General features: G+C 40.0%; 17 protein-coding genes and 1 pseudogene. 11 read left to right on the top strand and 7 right to left on the bottom strand.

Annotation, left to right across the window (positions count from 1 at the left end; translation table 11 throughout):
• Nucleotides 1-25 precede the first annotated feature (25 nt).
• Together PL11_RS02245 and PL11_RS02240 are read right to left on the bottom strand one after the other, a co-directional pair.
• Entirely contained in the window at nt 26-682 is a 657-nt protein-coding gene (locus PL11_RS02245) for a YczE/YyaS/YitT family protein (protein ID WP_035166040.1), read from the bottom strand.
• 45 nt (nt 683-727) lie between these two features.
• Nucleotides 728-928 carry an LSm family protein gene (locus PL11_RS02240; RefSeq protein WP_035166039.1) on the bottom strand — a complete coding sequence of 67 codons (201 nt, stop codon included), beginning with the start codon at nt 926-928 and terminating at the stop codon, nt 728-730.
• 159 nt (nt 929-1,087) lie between these two features.
• Here PL11_RS02240 and PL11_RS02235 point away from each other — a divergent pair, with 159 nt between their 5' ends.
• From PL11_RS02235 to PL11_RS02205, 7 genes are all read left to right on the top strand, one after another.
• The gene (locus PL11_RS02235; protein ID WP_035166038.1) at nt 1,088-1,330 is read left to right on the top strand and encodes a hypothetical protein; all 243 of its coding nucleotides are present in this window, start codon (nt 1,088-1,090) and stop codon (nt 1,328-1,330) included.
• A 167-nt stretch (nt 1,331-1,497) separates the two neighbouring features.
• Nucleotides 1,498-3,015: a glycerol kinase GlpK gene (glpK, locus tag PL11_RS02230; RefSeq protein ID WP_035166037.1), complete on the top strand. Its 1,518-nt coding sequence runs from the start codon at nt 1,498-1,500 to the stop codon at nt 3,013-3,015.
• A gap of 174 nt (nt 3,016-3,189) precedes the next feature.
• Entirely contained in the window at nt 3,190-3,942 is a 753-nt protein-coding gene (locus PL11_RS02225) for an ABC transporter ATP-binding protein (protein WP_035166036.1), read from the top strand.
• Between the two features lie 18 nt (nt 3,943-3,960).
• Entirely contained in the window at nt 3,961-5,790 is a 1,830-nt protein-coding gene (locus tag PL11_RS02220; protein WP_035166034.1) for an FtsX-like permease family protein, read from the top strand.
• A 17-nt stretch (nt 5,791-5,807) separates the two neighbouring features.
• On the top strand, nt 5,808-6,176 hold the full coding sequence (locus PL11_RS02215) for a GntR family transcriptional regulator (RefSeq protein ID WP_035166032.1): 369 nt from the start codon (nt 5,808-5,810) through the stop codon (nt 6,174-6,176).
• The gene (locus tag PL11_RS02210) at nt 6,173-7,048 is read left to right on the top strand and encodes an ATP-binding cassette domain-containing protein (protein ID WP_035166030.1); all 876 of its coding nucleotides are present in this window, start codon (nt 6,173-6,175) and stop codon (nt 7,046-7,048) included. Before PL11_RS02215 ends, PL11_RS02210 begins: the two co-directional genes overlap by 4 nt.
• Complete coding sequence (locus tag PL11_RS02205) at nt 7,048-7,824, top strand: hypothetical protein (protein ID WP_035166028.1); 777 nt, start codon at nt 7,048-7,050, stop codon at nt 7,822-7,824. The genes PL11_RS02210 and PL11_RS02205 overlap by 1 nt, the downstream gene beginning before the upstream one ends.
• A gap of 204 nt (nt 7,825-8,028) precedes the next feature.
• On the opposite strand, the gene PL11_RS02200 is transcribed toward PL11_RS02205, so the two are convergent.
• A complete protein-coding gene (locus PL11_RS02200) occupies nt 8,029-9,234 on the bottom strand; it encodes a PTS transporter subunit EIIC (RefSeq protein WP_035166026.1) in 1,206 nt (401 codons plus the stop codon).
• Nucleotides 9,235-9,443: 209 nt separating this feature from the next.
• Between PL11_RS02200 and sfsA the strand changes: the two genes are divergently transcribed.
• The 3 genes and pseudogenes from sfsA (at nt 9,444) to PL11_RS02185 (ending at nt 12,690) form a co-directional block, all read left to right on the top strand.
• Complete coding sequence (gene sfsA / locus PL11_RS02195) at nt 9,444-10,142, top strand: DNA/RNA nuclease SfsA (RefSeq protein WP_035166024.1); 699 nt, start codon at nt 9,444-9,446, stop codon at nt 10,140-10,142.
• Nucleotides 10,143-10,312: 170 nt separating this feature from the next.
• Nucleotides 10,313-10,732, top strand: a pseudogene (locus tag PL11_RS02190) (flavodoxin); the annotation flags it as partial.
• A gap of 122 nt (nt 10,733-10,854) precedes the next feature.
• Nucleotides 10,855-12,690, top strand: a complete 1,836-nt coding sequence (locus PL11_RS02185) for a S53 family peptidase (RefSeq protein ID WP_052127697.1) — start codon at nt 10,855-10,857, stop codon at nt 12,688-12,690.
• Nucleotides 12,691-13,318: 628 nt separating this feature from the next.
• Here PL11_RS02185 and PL11_RS02180 read toward each other — a convergent pair.
• Both PL11_RS02180 and rlmD read right to left on the bottom strand, forming a co-directional pair.
• Nucleotides 13,319-13,735, bottom strand: a complete 417-nt coding sequence (locus tag PL11_RS02180) for a hypothetical protein (RefSeq protein WP_035166020.1) — start codon at nt 13,733-13,735, stop codon at nt 13,319-13,321.
• Between the two features lie 14 nt (nt 13,736-13,749).
• A complete protein-coding gene (gene rlmD / locus PL11_RS02175) occupies nt 13,750-15,150 on the bottom strand; it encodes a 23S rRNA (uracil(1939)-C(5))-methyltransferase RlmD (protein ID WP_035166019.1) in 1,401 nt (466 codons plus the stop codon).
• A 235-nt stretch (nt 15,151-15,385) separates the two neighbouring features.
• Here rlmD and PL11_RS02170 point away from each other — a divergent pair, with 235 nt between their 5' ends.
• The gene (locus PL11_RS02170) at nt 15,386-16,663 is read left to right on the top strand and encodes a hypothetical protein (protein ID WP_035166017.1); all 1,278 of its coding nucleotides are present in this window, start codon (nt 15,386-15,388) and stop codon (nt 16,661-16,663) included.
• On the opposite strand, the gene PL11_RS02165 is transcribed toward PL11_RS02170, so the two are convergent.
• Complete coding sequence (locus tag PL11_RS02165) at nt 16,607-16,807, bottom strand: response regulator (RefSeq protein WP_078256894.1); 201 nt, start codon at nt 16,805-16,807, stop codon at nt 16,607-16,609. The genes PL11_RS02170 and PL11_RS02165 overlap by 57 nt on opposite strands.
• A 77-nt stretch (nt 16,808-16,884) precedes the next feature.
• On the bottom strand, nt 16,885-17,805 hold the full coding sequence (locus PL11_RS02160; protein ID WP_035166016.1) for a WxL domain-containing protein: 921 nt from the start codon (nt 17,803-17,805) through the stop codon (nt 16,885-16,887).
• Nucleotides 17,806-17,836 lie beyond the last annotated feature (31 nt).

The following is a 17,836-nucleotide window of genomic DNA, read 5'->3' as shown; positions in this document are numbered from 1 at the left end:
TTAATTTGTCGTATTTGAAATGAAATTATATATCCACATGATGCTTTAACTTTGGAAAGGCATGGGTGTCTGCCCAACCCATCATCGCTCCTTGGAATAGCAGGGCGAACAGTGTCCCGAATCCAATCGCATATAACTTACCTGATAAAGTAAAACTGATTATCGTGATAATGATTGGTGGGGTGTAACTAGCCCACTGTGAAAGAACTGGATTTCCATGGATGAATTTAAACCTAATGATATATGCTAGATCGTCGTTTGGATGCATGATCAAGTTGGAACGCGCATACATTGATACGGCTACAGCTACCATGAACAAACCGATGATGTCTAGAACGATTCTGACACCAAAGTCGTAGTTTGGAACTCCAATTAGTCCGTATAAATACTCGAATAAAGCAATTAGATACGAAAACGGAATTGTAAATAGTAGGTTGGAAAAGAATCTTCTACGGTCGAATGATCCTAATAAAAGTTGATTCATTAACGTGATTACCACTCCATAAAGAAATAAGGTGGTCCCTAATGAAATTCCAGTTAGTTTTGATAGGTTAACTCCAGACGCAGTCCAAACGGCACTACCTAGGTTAGTTGAAATTGCCAGGGCGTTACCGGCCGAATTAATGAGTAAGGATAGGCATAGGTAATAAAACCGCTGCTTGAAATCCTTCGTTTTTGCCATTATTGTAATCTCCAGTTCTGTCTTACTGTTCTAATAAACATAATATCACAGGACTTTGGCTGATTTAATTTGATCCAGCGGAATTTTAGTGATTTGTTTGTCCAGTGTCTGCAAGAATAGTTGTGAATCACGGATTCCGATTACAGAACCAGAGAGGTGGCTGTCGGTTAGTTCGACACTCACCATTTGTTTATGTAAGAAAGCTTTCATTAATACGCTAATAAATTGTGAAGAAGTTGTGGTCATTCTTGTCACCTCGATAGTTGATAACTATTAAGTATAGTCGTTTTGAGCGTAAAGTAAATGTTCCTAGGAGTTTGATAAACAAATGAAATACTCTATTAACATTTTGGTTCAATAAGACTAAAGTAAAAAGTGTACCTATCTGTATTGGAGGAAATTACTATGACTGAACGCCAAATGATTCAGGAAATATTAAATACCGTCGATGTTATGTACGATTTTGAAAATACTGATGACGATAAAAAGGAATATGACATTTCGATTCACCGTCAGACTGGAGACAAACGGCCACTGGAACAAATCAATTCGGAAATTAAAAAGTATTTCCAAGAATCTGATTTTAGCTACGACGAGACTTTGAATCCAAGTGACGACATAGACATTGCCATTAACGTTAAACGGTAATTGGTATAGGCAACTAAAATGCCTTAATATAGCAAATTTGAACCTAAGAGCACACTATGGTATAGTTCGTAGTGTGCTTTTATTGTAAACGCTTATTTTCTGATTTGAAAATGATTTATGGTATTATTCATTTAGACATGGGATACATATGTTTGGAGGGAAAAGCTATGTCAGCTTTAACTGATAAGAAGAAATATGTTTTATCAATTGATCAAGGGACTACGAGCACCCGGGCAATGATTTTTGATAAAAGTGGTCGAAAGGTTATTGAGGCTTATAAGCCTGTGAACCAAATAATTCCCCAAAGCGGGTGGGTTGAAACTGACCCGAATGAAATATGGACTTCAGTGCTAAACGTAATTTCGTCAGCGTTTATTGATGCGGGGATCCATCCAGAGGATCTTGACGGAATTGGAATCGTTAACCAACGTGAAACCACCATTATTTGGGATAAGGAAACTGGCGAACCAATCTATAATGCGATTGGTTGGCAATCAAAGCAAACAGCTAAATTGGCCCAGAAACTAAAAGATGATGGTTATTCAAACCTGTTTCATAAAAAAACTGGCTTGATTATTGACTCATACTTCTCAGCAACTAAAGTTCGCTGGATTCTTGATAAAGTTCCTGGCGCTCAAGAGCGGGCTGAAAAAGGTGAACTGTTATTTGGAACGGTTGACACGTGGTTGGTTTGGAAACTAACTGGTGGTCGGTTGCACGTTACCGATATTTCGAATGCCAGCAGAACAATGATGTTCAACATTCATGCACTTCGCTGGGATGATGATATTTTGAAATTGTTAAACATCCCCAAGGCTCTATTACCAGATGTTAAGACTTCAAGTGAAGTCTACGGCGTAACAGAAAACTTCCAATTTTACGGAATTGAAGTTCCAATCGCCGGAATTGCTGGTGACCAGCAAGCTGCTTTAATTGGCCAGTTGGCTTTTGAACCAGGGACCGTTAAAAACACTTATGGTGACGGTGCATTTATCATGATGAATACTGGTGAAAAGCCTGAGTTGTCAGATGACAATCTACTGACGACAATTGCTTATGATATCAACGGTCATCTGAACTATGCGCTTGAAGGTTCAATCTTTGCGGCCGGTACAGCAATGAGCTGGTTAGCTGATAGCATGGGATTAATAGATAATGTTCCTGCTTCAAGACAAGCAGCAATGAATTCACATAACGATGATGAAGTTTACGTTGTCCCAGCATTTAACGGTTTGGGAGCCCCATACTGGGAGCAAGGGGTTCGCGGTTCAGTATTTGGATTAACCCGCGGCACGACGAAGGAAGATTTTGTTAAAGCTACCTTACAGTCGATTGCGTACGGGACTAAAGATATCATTGATACGATGGAAAAGGACACGGGAATGAAGATTCCTAGCCTAATGGCTGATGGTGGTTCTTCAAGAAATAGCTACTTGATGCAATTCCAAGCAGATATTCTCGATATTCCGATTAAACGAGCTCAGGATGAGGATACAACTGCCTTCGGGGCTGCCGTTCTTGCAGGACTAGCAGTTGGGTATTGGGATAGTGTCGATGAAATTAAGGAACAAATGGAAGCTGGGCGACTATTTGAACCAAAAATGGACCCTGAACGTAGAAACAAACTTTACAGTGGCTGGCAGCGAGCAGTTAACGCCGCCAGAGCATTTAAAGTTGATGACTAACTAAGTAAAGAAATCCTTAATAAATAGCGGTGCTTGCCTAACTCCTTCTGGGGAGCGGGGCTAGCGCCTCTTTTTATTTTAGATTGAAAAATATTTTGACGTTTTGTTGACAGATTACTCATGTACATGTATGGTTAATTACATAAGTAATGAACCAACATGGAGGGTGTCGAAATGACAAACAAGATTTTAACCACTAACAACGTTCACAAGATATATGGTGAAAAAACCGAAAAACCATACGAAGCTTTGAAAGGAATCACATTTGATGTCAATGAAGGAGAATTCGTTGGAATCATGGGTGCTTCTGGATCAGGAAAGACTACATTATTAAACATCTTAGCTACACTTGACCAACCAACTAGTGGCCAAGTTGAAATTGGGGGCAAGGACGTTACCAAATTATCAGCAAACAAAATGGCTGATTTTAGATCTAAGCAACTTGGATTTATCTTCCAAGACTTTAACTTGATTGAAACTCTTACAGTTAAAGAAAATATTGGATTGCCACTTTCACTGCAAGGAGCAAAGCCAAAGCAAATTAGTTTGGCGGTTGAAATGTCAGCTAAGAAGCTTAACATTGGTGATTTACTTGAGAAGTTCCCTAACCAATTATCAGGTGGTCAAAAACAAAGGGTAGCTGCTGCCAGAGCATTAGTTTCAGATCCAAGCATTATCTTTGGTGACGAACCAACTGGAGCCCTTGATTCAAATAACGCTCGTGAATTAATGGAAACTTTGCAAAACATTAACTCACAAGGGGTTTCAATTTTGATGGTTACTCATGACCCATTCTCAGCTAGTTTCTGCCAACGCATCTTATTTATCAAAGATGGAAAAATTGGTGAGGAATTGAAAGCCAACGGTCGTGATCGCCAAGACTTTTATCGAGAAGTTCTCGACAAACTAGGAACGTTTGAACAATAAAAGTAAGGAGATAATGACATGTTATTTAAACTTTCAATAGCGGGAATTCGTTCTCGGTTTAAAGATTACTTAGTTCTGTTTTCAGGACTAGTAATGGCCTCAGCTATTTTTTATATGTTTGAAGCAATCTCAACTAACGATAAGTTTGTTGAGAGTACTTCAGTTAAAAGTGCCCAAATCGTGTTTGTGTTTGGTGCCATTTTACTTGGACTAATAACGTTGGTGTACGTTTCGTATGCTAATACCTTCTTACTGACGATGAGAAAGCATGATTATGGTGTGTTCATGATGCTTGGTGCTCGTCCTCGTAAAATCGGGGTTTTGATTACCTTAGAAACTGTGATGATTGGTTTGATCAGTACATTCATTGGGGTAATTTTAGGTGCCGGAATCACTCAATTACTGAGTGGCTTCTTATTTAATTCGCTGGCGTTACCTACTAGCGGATTCCAGGCAATTTATCCAAAAGCAATTGTTTATACATTTGTATTCTTCATGATTTTGTTCGTAATTTCTGGATTGTTTAACCACAGAACTTTCACTAAATCATCAGCACTTAGCTTGTTGAAGTCAGAATCAAGCACAAAATGGAAACGACCAAACAAGTTCTTGCTTCTTATTGAAGCTGTTTTGGGAATCGTGTTGCTAGCAATTGGTTATTGGGCAATGTACCAGATTCAAGATTTGAAGATTCTTTCAATTCCACTTGCGTTGTTCACCATCGTATTGGGAACTTACTTCATTTTTAACTCATTCTTCGTTGCAATTTTAAATGCGGTACAAAAGTCAAGTTTGGCAAGTAAGGGTCTAAATACCTTCACGATTTCACAACTTAAATTTAGAATTAATGATTTTACCAAAATTTTATCAGTAGTTTCATTGTTATTCGCTTTAGCTTTAGGGGCAATAACCGTGGGGGTTGGGTTTGCCCAAAACATCCCAGAAATGACCAAGATTCAAGGCGTGTACTCAGTTGCTGCCAAAAACCCAGATCAAAAATTGAACGGTCTGATTGGCAAACTATCAGGCAAGCAAGTTACTAACTACTCATTCAAAGAAGCGGGTAAAGTCATCTACTTTAATGAAGATGAGTTTAACAGCACACCATACCAATTTGTTGATGTTCCACGTGAAGATAATGGCTCAATGGAAACGTCAAAGGCTAAAGTAGTTAAGTTAGATGCTAAGGAACTCAATAGCAACGGTGAAGCTAAGAGCGGTTTTGCAAGACTGTTACCACCTAATGATCAGTTGACCAAGACAGTTAGATTTGTCGATGGTGCTCAATTTAGCGCTATTCAATCACAATCCGGTAAATTGAAGTTAGTAAAAGTTGCTAATATGGATGCTAACTACAAGAAGCTGAACAAGATTTCAGAAGTTCAGACGGCACAAACCCCTAACAAGCAACAAATGTCATGGGGTGGCTCATTCTTCTACTACACATCGCTTAAATCACTGTTTGGTAGTCTAGAATTCATCGGAGTATTCTTAGGAATTGCCTTCCTTGCAATGCTAGCCAGTTGCCTAATGTTCAAGATTCTCAGTGGTACTACTGCTGATTCAAAACGATACGAAATGCTTAACAAAATAGGTACTCGTCGCTCGGTTGCCAAGAACTCAATTAGGGTCCAAATCTTAGGATTGTTCGTATTACCTGCTATCTTGGGAATAGTTGACGTTGCGTTTGGACTACAACTATTCGTTAAGAGTGGTTTTCTGCAACATCCATACCCAGCGTTTGGTTGGTCATTACTGGCATTCTTAGTTCTATATTGCATTTACTACATCGTCACTGTAGCAATTTACCAAAGATTCGTTGTTCCAAAGACAAAGATTGAAAAATAGTTGGTTGAGGTGAGAACATGCAGTTTTCGTTTGATAGTTCTGAGCCAATCTATCGTCAGATTGCGGATCAAATTGAAGAAACAATTGTGACTGGTGGATTTGAGGAAGAAGAGCAAATTCCTTCAACAACCGAAATATCTAAAGAATTTCATATTAATCCAGCAACCGTCCTTAAAGGCATGAATATGGTGGTTAGTAAGGGATTGTTGGAAAAACGTCGCGGACTTGGCATGTTCGTAACGGTGGGCGCCCGGGAAAAAATCCTTGAAGAAAAACGGGGCGCCTTTTACACTGATTACGTAAAAAGCCTAGTTAACGAAGCGAAAAGTCTAAATATTTCGGAAGAGGAATTAATCGCGCAAGTAAGGAGAGGTTTTGCTGAATGAGTTTATTATCAATTGATCACGTCTCCAAGGCGTTTGGATCACACAACGTGTTAAGCGACATTAGCTTAACGTTTGAAGAGGGGAAAATTTATGGATTATTGGGGCGTAACGGGGCTGGTAAGTCAACCTTACTAAATATAATTACAAACCGAATCTTTGCTGACAACGGGGAAGTTGCCATCGACTCTGAGAGCGTTGATGATAATGACAGCAAACTTGGCCAAATGTACTTGATGAGCGAAGTTGACTTGTACAATGACGGCACAAAGCTGAATAAATTGATGCAAGAGACAGAGCTGCTTTATGGCGGTTTTGACTACGTATTGGCTAACCGACTGGCTTCAGAATTTGAAATCGACCTTGACCAAAAATTTGGAAAGTTATCGACGGGATACAATTCAATCTTTAAATTAATTTTGGCACTTTCGGTTCCTGCTAAGTTCGTCTTATTGGATGAGCCGGTTTTGGGACTTGATGCCAACCATCGGGAATTGTTTTACAAAGAACTAATTCAGACGTTCTCTGATAATCCGCGGACGTTTATTATTTCAACTCATTTAATTGAAGAAGTTGCCAATATTGTTAGTGATGTTGTGGTTGTGGACCGGGGTCACGTACTATTGGATCAACCTGTTGAAGAAGTTTTGACTAGGACTCATTCTGTTGTCGGTCCAGCATCGGATGTGGATACGTATACCAGTGGTTTGAACATTATTGGTACAGATAAAATGGGTAACTTAAAAACAGACTATATCTTTGGTGATTTAGATGATGATCGGCCAATCCCAGATACTGTGCAGATCTCTAACTTTGATTTGCAAAAGCTGTTCGTATTTTTGACCAACCCCAAGGAAAATGGAGGTAATTACTAATGAAAACTAGACAAGTTAATAAGTTTTTATTTGATCACCAAATTTCTGCCGTTGGTTGGTTGTATGCGTGGGCAATTGCAATTACGTTGGTACTGCCATTGGTATTGGCTTTGGTTACCGGCACGATTGGCGAATTTTCGTTTGCCAAGCAGGTAAGTGACACACCATTGGGGTCACTGTTTGGAGTGTTCATTTTTGCAATTTCAATGCTTACTTACAGCGATTTTAAGGTGCTGATTCAAAACGGAATCTCGAGAATGACATTTTTCAAGAGCCAAGTAATTGTGCTCCTAGTTTTGACCTTAATTGGAAATACCATTAATTTGGTATACGGTTATTTAACATTGCCATTAACGGGAGATAAGAACTTCAATATCTTTTTAACTGGTTACAATGATTACTTTAACAACCCAATTTTAGCTGGGATCGTAAACTTTTTGTTTAGCTGGTTGTTACTAGTTGCGTTATCGATGACAGGGTTGGCAATTGGAAGCCTGTTATCACTGTTCTCGAAGAGAAACCAACGAATCATTTTGATTGCGGCTCCAATTGCACTGTTCGTCGTTTTGATCTTTATGGGACGGACGTTGGCACCGAGTTCACGAACGGTTTCATGGGTGGCTGATTTTACTAAATTTATGATTGGCTGGCGAGATGCAAAGGGAGTTCAACCTTTGACACCATGGCCATTGACAGTTGGTTCCGTAGTGTGGGCTGCATTGATGGCATGGTTTTCAAGAGCGATGTTTGCGAGAAAGCAGCTGAAGCGGGAATAGGGAGCACTGCAGTAATCTATGATTACGTCGCAGTGCCCCCACAAGACCAATAGTAACTGAGAGACATGAGCAATGACTCTCATTCCTAATGGTTATTGCGTGTAGCAACTGTTTGGATAAAAGAAAAATGCCGTTATAATTTCATTTTTGAAATTATAACGGCATTTTTTCTATGAGAATATGTTTATCCCATTCTCTATTTATTTAGGCCGCTTCTGCAGCTTCAGTTTCTTTCTCACCAATACTTGCAAAGGCGTCTTCAGTCTGACGGATTCCTTGGACATAAGTTAGGGTAAAGCTAACAACAAAGCTAATCACGCAGGCGATTAGAAACGATGGGATAGCGTGAGGAGCGATACTGATAAAGCCCAGTACACTGTTAGATCCAAGGGATACTGCTAGAACGTGGGTCAGTCCCAAATAAATTGAAGCGATTCCTGAACCAATAATTGATGATATGAATGGAAATTTTAGTTTGATATTAACCCCAAACATTGCTGGTTCTGTAATTCCTAGCAATGCTGAGAAGCTGGCAGATGAAGCCAGTCCTTTTTGTTTCTTATCCTTTGCCAAGAAGAATACTGCAAGAGCAGCAGCTCCTTGAGCGATGTTTGATACTGATGCGATTGGGAAAATAAATGTGCCACCAGTTTGCTTCATATTAGCAATCAGCTGGGTTTCAATTGCCGGGAAGCTTTGATGTAAACCAGTGATTACTAGCGGTGCGTACATTAACCCAAGAATACCTGTCCCGATTGGACCGGTGGTGTTGTACAACCAAAGGAGACCATCGGTAATTCCATCGCTAACTCCACGCATTACGGGGCCAACGATAACGAAGGTTAGAATACCAGTTACTAAAATTGCAACTAACGGAGTAAATGTATAATCAAGTGATTCGGGCATCTTCTTATGACACCAGATTTCAACTTTTGCCAGGATCCATGCAACGGCTAGCATTGGAATCACAGATCCTTGGTAGCCAGCTTGAGCAACGGGCAAACCGAACATGTTCCAATAGCCTAGTGTATGATGAGCAATTGCTGAGCTTACGTCATACCCACTAACCAAAGCGGGCGAAACCATCATCATTCCCATAGCGGCACCTAAGAATGGATTTCCACCAAACCGTTTGGTAGCGGCAAATCCAATTAGAACTGGTAGAAAGGTAAATGGCGCATTTGATAGTGTATCAATAAACGCTGCAGTTCCCTTTAGGTTGGGATACATTTGCACTAATGACTGAGCAGAAAACAGGTGCGGGGCAGTCAAGACGTTGTGGAGCGCCATGAGTAGACCTGCCGCAACGATTGCTGGAATGATTGGGACAAAGATGTCAGCGAGCACATTGATGAACTTTAGAAAGCTATCTTTACTCACCCGAAGAATTTTAGTAACTGACAAATTAATTTCCTCCTTAAAAAAGTCACTTTTGCTAGTTTACTAACTTTCAGAAAATATGCAATCCCTTTGAACACATTGTATTGTTTTTGTTACATAAAATGCCGTGATACTGCATAGCTGGTGGCTTTGAAACATAAATGAAAACAGGTGGAAACTTGGTACGGCACTTAATGGGAGTATAATTTCTACAGATAGTAAATGAATGGAGCAAGGATATGAAATATAGCAATTATCACTTAGCTAAGTTTGTTAAGAAAATTAATCGGTTCACAGTTGTTTGTGAGTTAGATGGTCAAGAGATTCAAGTTCATCTGAAAAATACTGGTCGAAATAAGGAACTATTAGTTCCTGGATATGAAGTTAGCTTGGTATATAATCCTGGCGATAAGCGGAAAACGGATTATGATTTAGTAGCGGTAAATAAGTTAGGTCATTGGATCAACATTGACAGCCAAGCGCCGAATGCGGTGGTCAAGGAAGCCTTAACAGAAACATTGTCGTTACCAGGGTTAGGAAAGTTTGCCGATTTTCGGCCCGAAACCAAACTGGACGATTCCCGAATTGATTTCTGGACGCAAACTCTAGATGGTCGCGATTGCTGGGTTGAAACTAAGGGGGTTACCCTTGAACATGAACAGTTGGCAATGTTTCCAGATGCGCCAACTACCCGAGCTGTTAAACACGTCCACACCATGACAAAAGCGGTTCAGAGCGAGGCAGACGCTAGTCTTTATTTTGTTGTTCAAATGGACTACGTTGATGAGATGAAGATTAATTTGCAGATGGCCCCTTTACTCTACGATGCAATCTCTAGGGCAATGAAGGCTGGGGTTAAAGTGGTTGCCTGCAGGTGTTCAGTGGCTCCCGATGAGATGAAATTAACCGAAACAATTAAGTTTACCCAAAAATTATAGATACACTGTATTGATAATTTTTGCTAGTTACTTTAGTATTTAATTATGGAACCAAAGTCTGACGTGGATTTGCGCCATAGAGGGAAGGAATATGAATGGTAGAAAGTGAATGGGACAACGTTCATTCGTTGGTGTTGTACTTCTCATTGACTTGAAATACAAAGCATGCAGCCGAGCAGATTCAGGAAATAACTGGTAGTGACATTCAACGGATTGTCCCAGTTCAGCCATATCCTGAGGCGTTTAACGACTACATGCGCATAGCCAAGCATGAAAGTGAACTCCAACTATTGCCGCCAGTAGCGACATCGATTACTAACTTGGACGATTATGACGTAGTTTTTATTGGCTACCCAACCTGGTGGGGAGAACCACCACGGATAATCGATTCTGTTTTTGACAAGTTTACCTTTGGTGGTAAAAAGTTAATTGCATTTTCAACCAGTTCAAGCACACCATTTAGCTCGACTCAACCGCACATCAAGCAGCTAATTGAGGACGATAAGGCGCTGATGATTGCCGGATTTCGTTGTGATGGTGAGGAATCACATTTACTTAATGAATTAGAATCTATAAATGTTGAATATTGAGATTAAGTGCGGGAGACCGCGCTTTTTTTGTGGTTTCAAATAAATAAAGCTAGAAATTTTCTTTACCAGCAACGTGCTATGCTACAATCAAGTTAAAATAATTGTTTGGGGGATACACTAATATGGGGAAAAAATTATTCATTACAGCCCTAATGGTCGCACCTTTAGCCATTGGGCTATCAAGTACGCCAGCTTCTGCGGCCAAGAAAACGGCTAAGCCAATCACGGCCACTGTGGTTTTAAAAGCTAAAAATGCAAGTCAAATGACTAGTGCAGTCAACGATACAGTTGACCCAAACTCACCAACGTATCGGCAATACCTTTCGACCAGCCAATTTTCTAAAGACTATGGTCAGAGTTCGGAAACCATCAGTAAATTCAAATCCTACTTTAAAAAGCACCACCTTAAAACTAAAGCATTGGATGGAAACCTTGTACTAACAGTTGAGGGCTCTCGCCAAAATCTGATCAAGGCATTCAATGCCAAACGTGCTTCAGCTAGTCATGAATATCATTATGTAAAGACAAAGTTACCTAAGTCACTCAGTTCTAAGACACTGACTGTAATTGGCGTTTTGGCCGCTAAATCAAAGCCCAAGAGTAAGGTCCAACCTAAAGTTGTTGAAACTGGCGAGACTCCAAGCTTAAATGGAGGTTCAACTACCTTTTATAAAAAGTACGGGGCACAGAAGTTTACCAACCGTTATAAACTATCTCACTTGATCAATAATGGAGGGGACGGTTCAGGAGAATCGGTTGGACTTATTGCTTTGGGCCATTACAACAAGGCTGACGTTAAGAAGTATCTAAAGACTAACGGTTTGCCGGGAGATATTAGCAGGCTTCACAATCACTATGTTTACTCATCGAAAAAGGAAATGGATAAGCTTTATAGTAAGCATGTGTCTGAAAACCGCTTCATGAATCAGCTAGAGGTTTCGCTAGATGTAGAACAATCAAGTTCAGTGGCACCTAATGCTAACGTGGACGTCTACATCGGTGATACTGTAAATGAACAGGCAACGGGAAATGCAATGCTTTACACCACGTTTGCTCACGCAATTTCAGATAATCAAGTAAACCAGTTATCTACGAGTTTTGGGGTTGGTAACGAACGAATCAAATACACTCCTGGTGAAAGTGGAACAATTAAGCAATACAACCAGGCATTCAATCAGTTGTTGAAGCAGGCGGCATTACAAGGAATATCAGTATTCAATGCCTCTGGTGATTATGGTCCATATAATGCCCCAATTGGACCTGAAAATCATGATTTGCCAACTGGGTCTCCTTACGTAACGGATGTTGGTGGAACTACATTACCATACACTAAGGTCTCCAACGGTAAGTTAATCAATGTTGAACAAGAACGAGCTTGGGGAGATACCTATTCTCTCAGCGAGTCACAAACTAAAGTCGGCCACTTCCCTGGAAGTGGAGGTGGATTCTCATTGTTAAACGCAACTCCAGGGTATCAATCAGCTATTTCTGGTGTCGGTACCTATCGGGCAATTAAGCTACTCGACTTTAAACACGGCCGTTATGTGATCAACAAGAATCCGAAGGTTAAAACTGGCAATCATTCTGGTAGAAACTTCCCAGATGTGTCTGCTAATTCTGACGGCAAAACTGGGTATGCAGTCGTTTCTTCGACCAAGACAAAGCAAAATCGAAATCATACGATTTGGATAGTTGCTGGTGGTACTAGCTTTGCATCACCACAGATGGCTGCCGCAAGTGCTGATCTTAACAGTAAGTTAACGCAACCAATTGGATTCTGGAACCCACAAATCTATCGGTTTGCTGGTCAATCCAATTCACCGTTTAATGTGTTAGACAGTGCCAAGGACAACAACAATCTTTACTACACGGGTCAACCAGGTAAGTTGTACAACCAAGCTACCGGTTTGGGAACTGTAAACTTTGCTGATTTATATAGTAAGTTTGATGAAGAATAAGTATAAAACGTTGCTTTCATGAAAATGATTGTGACGTTTTTTTGTTTGTTGAGTGTAGATTAACCGTTTTACTTAATTTGGAAATGTCAAGCGTTTAACAATTTTCATGCTTTAATTATGCATATTTTATGAAAGCAATAAGAAAGTGTCAGGACCAAAATCCCCGATATGCGGGTTTTTCGGTATGAAAACGATGATTTTTTTATTACTTTTTTCAGTGAATATGTAAATACGCAGAAATGTAACCTTTGTGTTACATCAAGGGTTCTTAAAGACGAACATTCCGATTTAGGAATAATGATAGTCAATTTTATTACTAATAGTAAGTCTAAAAGTTGCGATATTTCATAGGTATGGTAGATTTAAGTGTCTGATTAATTAGTTAGTTATCGGGGATGAAAGCTAAATGAGCCGGTCGGGGGATTTCGGCATGTGTGACGATTAAATAAGTTAAATCAAACGGTATGCGTGGGGTAGTACTTGAATGAATGATTTGACATTAGCTTCAAGATACCGTGGAAAACACAATCAGGCATAACACAATCAGGCATAACACATAAAAAAGAAAAGGCTTGTAACTCCGGTAGGGGTACAAACCTTTTTTGTTTCTGTTACGCAATTTATCGCATTATTTATTTGGATTGAGATATTTAGCTTCGATGAGTAGTTCTTTTGAACGTTCATCTGCAGGGACATAACCTTGATTAAACTTGTGTTTAAAGTACATCATGTTGTAGAGAAATCCCCAGAGGATTCCAAAAGCCCAGTTCAAAACAGTTTCAAGTTGGACTGCTGGTACTGGTGACCACATTACTACCCCGAGGGATACGATTATCTGGACTAGTACCATACATAGTAAGTTGTACCAATCTGCTCTAAAGATTGATGGCAAAACGTCAAAGAAGAAACTCGTAAACGAAAAGCCCACCTTAGCAATCCGAATCTCCCCAGTCTCTGGCTTAACGATTGTTGCATAGTTAGGGGGAATTGGAATCAGATTCTTATCATCATCATCGTTATTTCCATTTCCAAACGGATTTTGCATTTACACTCTTCCTTTTACTTCTTAATAAATTTAACAACACATTCAATTCTGGCGGTCTGTGGAAGCAAATCAACTGACTGAATGTATTCAACGCGGTACTTCTCAGTTAATTTAACTAAATCACGAGCTAGCGTTGAAGGGTTACATGAAATGTAGACAAACTTTTTAGGTTCGGTGTCCAAAATTGTGTCGATCAAAGCATCATCCAACCCAGTTCGGGGTGGATCAACGATGATTGCGTCTAGCTTAAAGCCTTCATCTAACCAAGCTGGTAGTAGCTCTTCGGCTTTGCCGACTTCATAAGTGGCGTTCATGATTCCATTTTTGATGGCATTGACGTTGGCGTCTTCGACAGCTTCTGGAATGGTATCCATTCCGCGAACTTCACGGACGTCTTTGGCAATTGTTAACCCAATAGTACCAACTCCTGAGTAAGCATCGACTACTCGGTCTTTAGAACGGAGATTAAGCGCCTTAAAGGCTTCGTCGTATAGAATTGGAATCATATAAGGGTTAGCTTGCATGAAGGCTCTAACGGATAAATCAAAACGAACGTCACCAATTTTCTCAGTGATGGTGTTTTTGCCATCGATTAGCATGGTCTCGTCGCCCCATACTAGGGAAGTCTCGCCAGGGTTTACGTTTTGAGCAATGCTGACAACTTCGGGAAGTTCTTCGTGAATCCGTTCGATTAACTGGTGTTTCTTCAGCAACTTCTTACTTTGGGTAATGAAGGTAACTTGGGCCTCGTTTGTAGCAACGGCTACCCGAACCACGACAGTTTTGATGATTCCAGAGTTTTGCTCCTCATTGTAAACGGGGATGCCTAAGTCTTGAATCATCGTGACAATTGCCCGCATGATTTTCATAGTCAATGGATGTTGGAGTGCTGAAGTTTGTAAGTCAACCACTTCATGACTTCGTGATTTGTACAAACCTGCAACGACTTTGCCGTCTTGCTCACGAATTTGGAATGTGGCTTTATTACGGTAGCCAACGGGATTTTCCATCCCAATTGTAGGAAGAAGTTTGTACTTCTTGTAACCTTCAGGTTGGAACTTCTCTAGTGTCTCACCAATGATGTCGTGCTTAAATTTAAGTTGAGCGTCATATGATAGATTTTCTAGTTCAAAACCACCAACATTATTGGCGTATTCATCAACAGGGTCGATCCGTTCTGCACTAGTTTCTAGTACTTTAACTAAACTAGCCCGAATGAAATTCTTGAGGTCATTTTGAACCTCGACGGTCACGGTTTCGGTTGGGAGGGCACCAGGCACAAAAACTAGTTTGTGTTGGTAATAGCCGATTCCTTCTCCGTTAATACCGAGATGCTTGATTTTGATGTTGAATTGCTGACCAGGATCAACGCGAACGTCATCCTCTTCGTAAAAATTTTGATTGTAGTTATTCATTAAATCTTCCTTAATATAAAATCGAAAACAGTATGAGGGTACGATAACACATATTTGTGAAGAAAATGTGACGTTATCTTACCGTAAACGTTTACATGCCCATTACATTTTGGTTACAGTCGTGATACTATAATAGTGTGATGTAACCACTGAGGGAGGAATTTTATGAAGAGCAATTAATAAGAAGATTTTATTATTTATTTCTGTCGCAGTTTTAGCGATTTTGCTTGGGAGAATGAAGGCGAGTGCGGCTGATGGCACTGAAAATAAAACAGATGATAACAAATTGCCAGATGTCTCATTTCATTATTTAATTAATGGAACTCAGCAAAATGATATCATCCATCTTGTTGGCAAAGACGATAAAAATACTGCAATTAAAGTACCACTACCAGGAATGTCAACTAAGGGCATCAATGGAAATCGGATTTCAATCAATCAAATTCCTGAATCTGGAAAAGGATATCAGGGAGGTTCACTTGCAATCGATGAGGGTAGTAAGTCATTTACTTCCTTACCACTGCTGCTTCCTAATAATCCTATTTATCCCCTTGTTGATTCTCCAGCATTCAAAAAGGCTAATTATATTTTTACTGTGAACTACTTTGTAAACAATAAGCATGTTGGTAATCTAAACTTTCAATTCTTTGATCCTGATTTAAACTTTGAGTATTCAATTGATGGTGGCAAGTCATTTACTGCTTTCAACGGAAACTCTATAGATAATCCGGTAAAGATTCCGACGAATAGTTTCACTAAAGGAATTAAAGTAAGGATGGTTAAGAATGTAGATCAAGGTGGAGCATTCATTACCTATCAACAAGAACCGAACGATTACTTTGATTTTTCTGTTAATAATGAAATAGCAAAATTATCTCCTAAGAGTGGGGTAACTAGTGTTCCAGACGGCACAGATGCCATTATTCGTTATAGTGAAGGCAATGATTATACAAATTTACACGACTTCTACTTTAGATATGTAGACCAAGACATGACAGCTTCTGACGCCTCAATCTACACTGGAACTGCTGTCACTCCTGATGTATTTAAGGCGGGTGCTGGTGATCAAAATATCAGTATTTGGGACGGTAAGCAAGATATGACGGGTAAGTCTTATAGCGAGCAAGGTATCCATTATGTAACTTTGAAAGCCAAAGGATACAAAGATAAAACCGTTCGTCTCGTCGTTTCCCAAGCTCCAGCCAAACCAACTCAAGCAACTGGCACAGTTACTCAACCACAGAAGCCTGCACCAAGCCAACCAAGTACAACACCAGGGACTACGGTAGTTCCAACCGCGGGTGAAAATGCTCCAGTTATTGGCCAAGTTGTTTACTCAGTTGGACCAATTTATATGTACAAGACACCTACTTTCAGTACCGCAAGTAGAGTTTCTTACTACAAGCAATATAAGCGTGTAAACAGACCAATGTTTAAGGTTATTGATTACGCAAAGTCAGCAAATGGCGCTCTTCGTTACAAGGTGAAGGATGTTAATCACCGTGGCGATTAAATCAGCGGTATGATCATCTAGCCATTCCAAGGCTTCAATTCCGTTGGCGGCAATATGAACGTTGTATCCAGCTCGTTCAAGATACTTGCTATTGATATCGGTAATTGATGGTTCGTCATCGACTAGTAAAATAGTTGCGCTCATTCATCTCACCTCCTAAAAAAAGCGAACCCATACTTGTGATTTAAGTATAGCTTCGCTTTATCTAAATTACATAAAATTTAGCTCAAGTCGCTTGGAGTTCTCATTGCGTTAGCGTTAGCTTTGCTTGCTGAGGCGCTTGCACTGTTAGCAAGGGTAAATACCAAGTTTGCTTGGTAAGTGCCAGCTTTGACGTTCTTAGCTTTAGCAACTAATAACTTAACGTCACCTTTGCCAAGCTTGACCATTGCTTCACCCTTAGCACCGGCTTTAGCAGTTAATAATGTATTAGCCTTGCCTGTGCTTGAGTATAGCTTAGCTACTGAACCCATGGCACCTTTAGCACTCTTAGTATTGATTGTTAGTCTAGCCTTTGAAAGGGTCTTGCCTTGGGCATTCTTCAGTGCTGAAAGGGATGCGAAGAGGCGGTATCCCTTGTTAGTGTCCATCCGCTTGGCGTTGACTTTGATTGCTCCCATTGAGTTACCGTCAAAGGCCATCTTGCCTGCGCTCATTCCTTTGTTGACTGAGTAACCCATTAAACCAACCGATTGTGCCATCTTAGATAATTTCATCTTACTTAAACCATTGAAGCTCAGGTTAGGAACTGTGTCTAAACGAGGGCCAACTGCTGGCTGTTTCATGGTGCTCATGCTTGGTTTAATGGTCTTAATTTTAAAGACCTTACCTTTTTTACTATCAGAAACCTTTACTTGAATTGTTGAAATAGCTGCCGCAGCACTCTTACCGTTCCTAGGACCGAGGTACTTAGTTCCTCCTGAATAGTAACCAGCACCTGACATGCCATCAGCGATGTTGAAGTCTTTATTAGATGTATAGTTTACTGAACCCATGGGATCCAAAGCGTCGTGGGCAATTCCCTTGTAAGTTGGAAATGATGGAGCAGCTTTAGCAACATTGTTGTTACCTGCGATTGCTAAACCAACTAATCCTGAAAGTGAAACTGCGCTGATTGTTAATAATTTCTTCATGTTCTTCATAATAAATTCCTCCTCAAATTGCATTACCTTT

It is taken from the genome of Lentilactobacillus curieae, assembly GCF_000785105.2.
Taxonomy (GTDB): Bacteria; Bacillota; Bacilli; order Lactobacillales; family Lactobacillaceae; genus Lentilactobacillus; species Lentilactobacillus curieae.
This window is presented reverse-complemented; position numbering and strand designations above follow the sequence as displayed.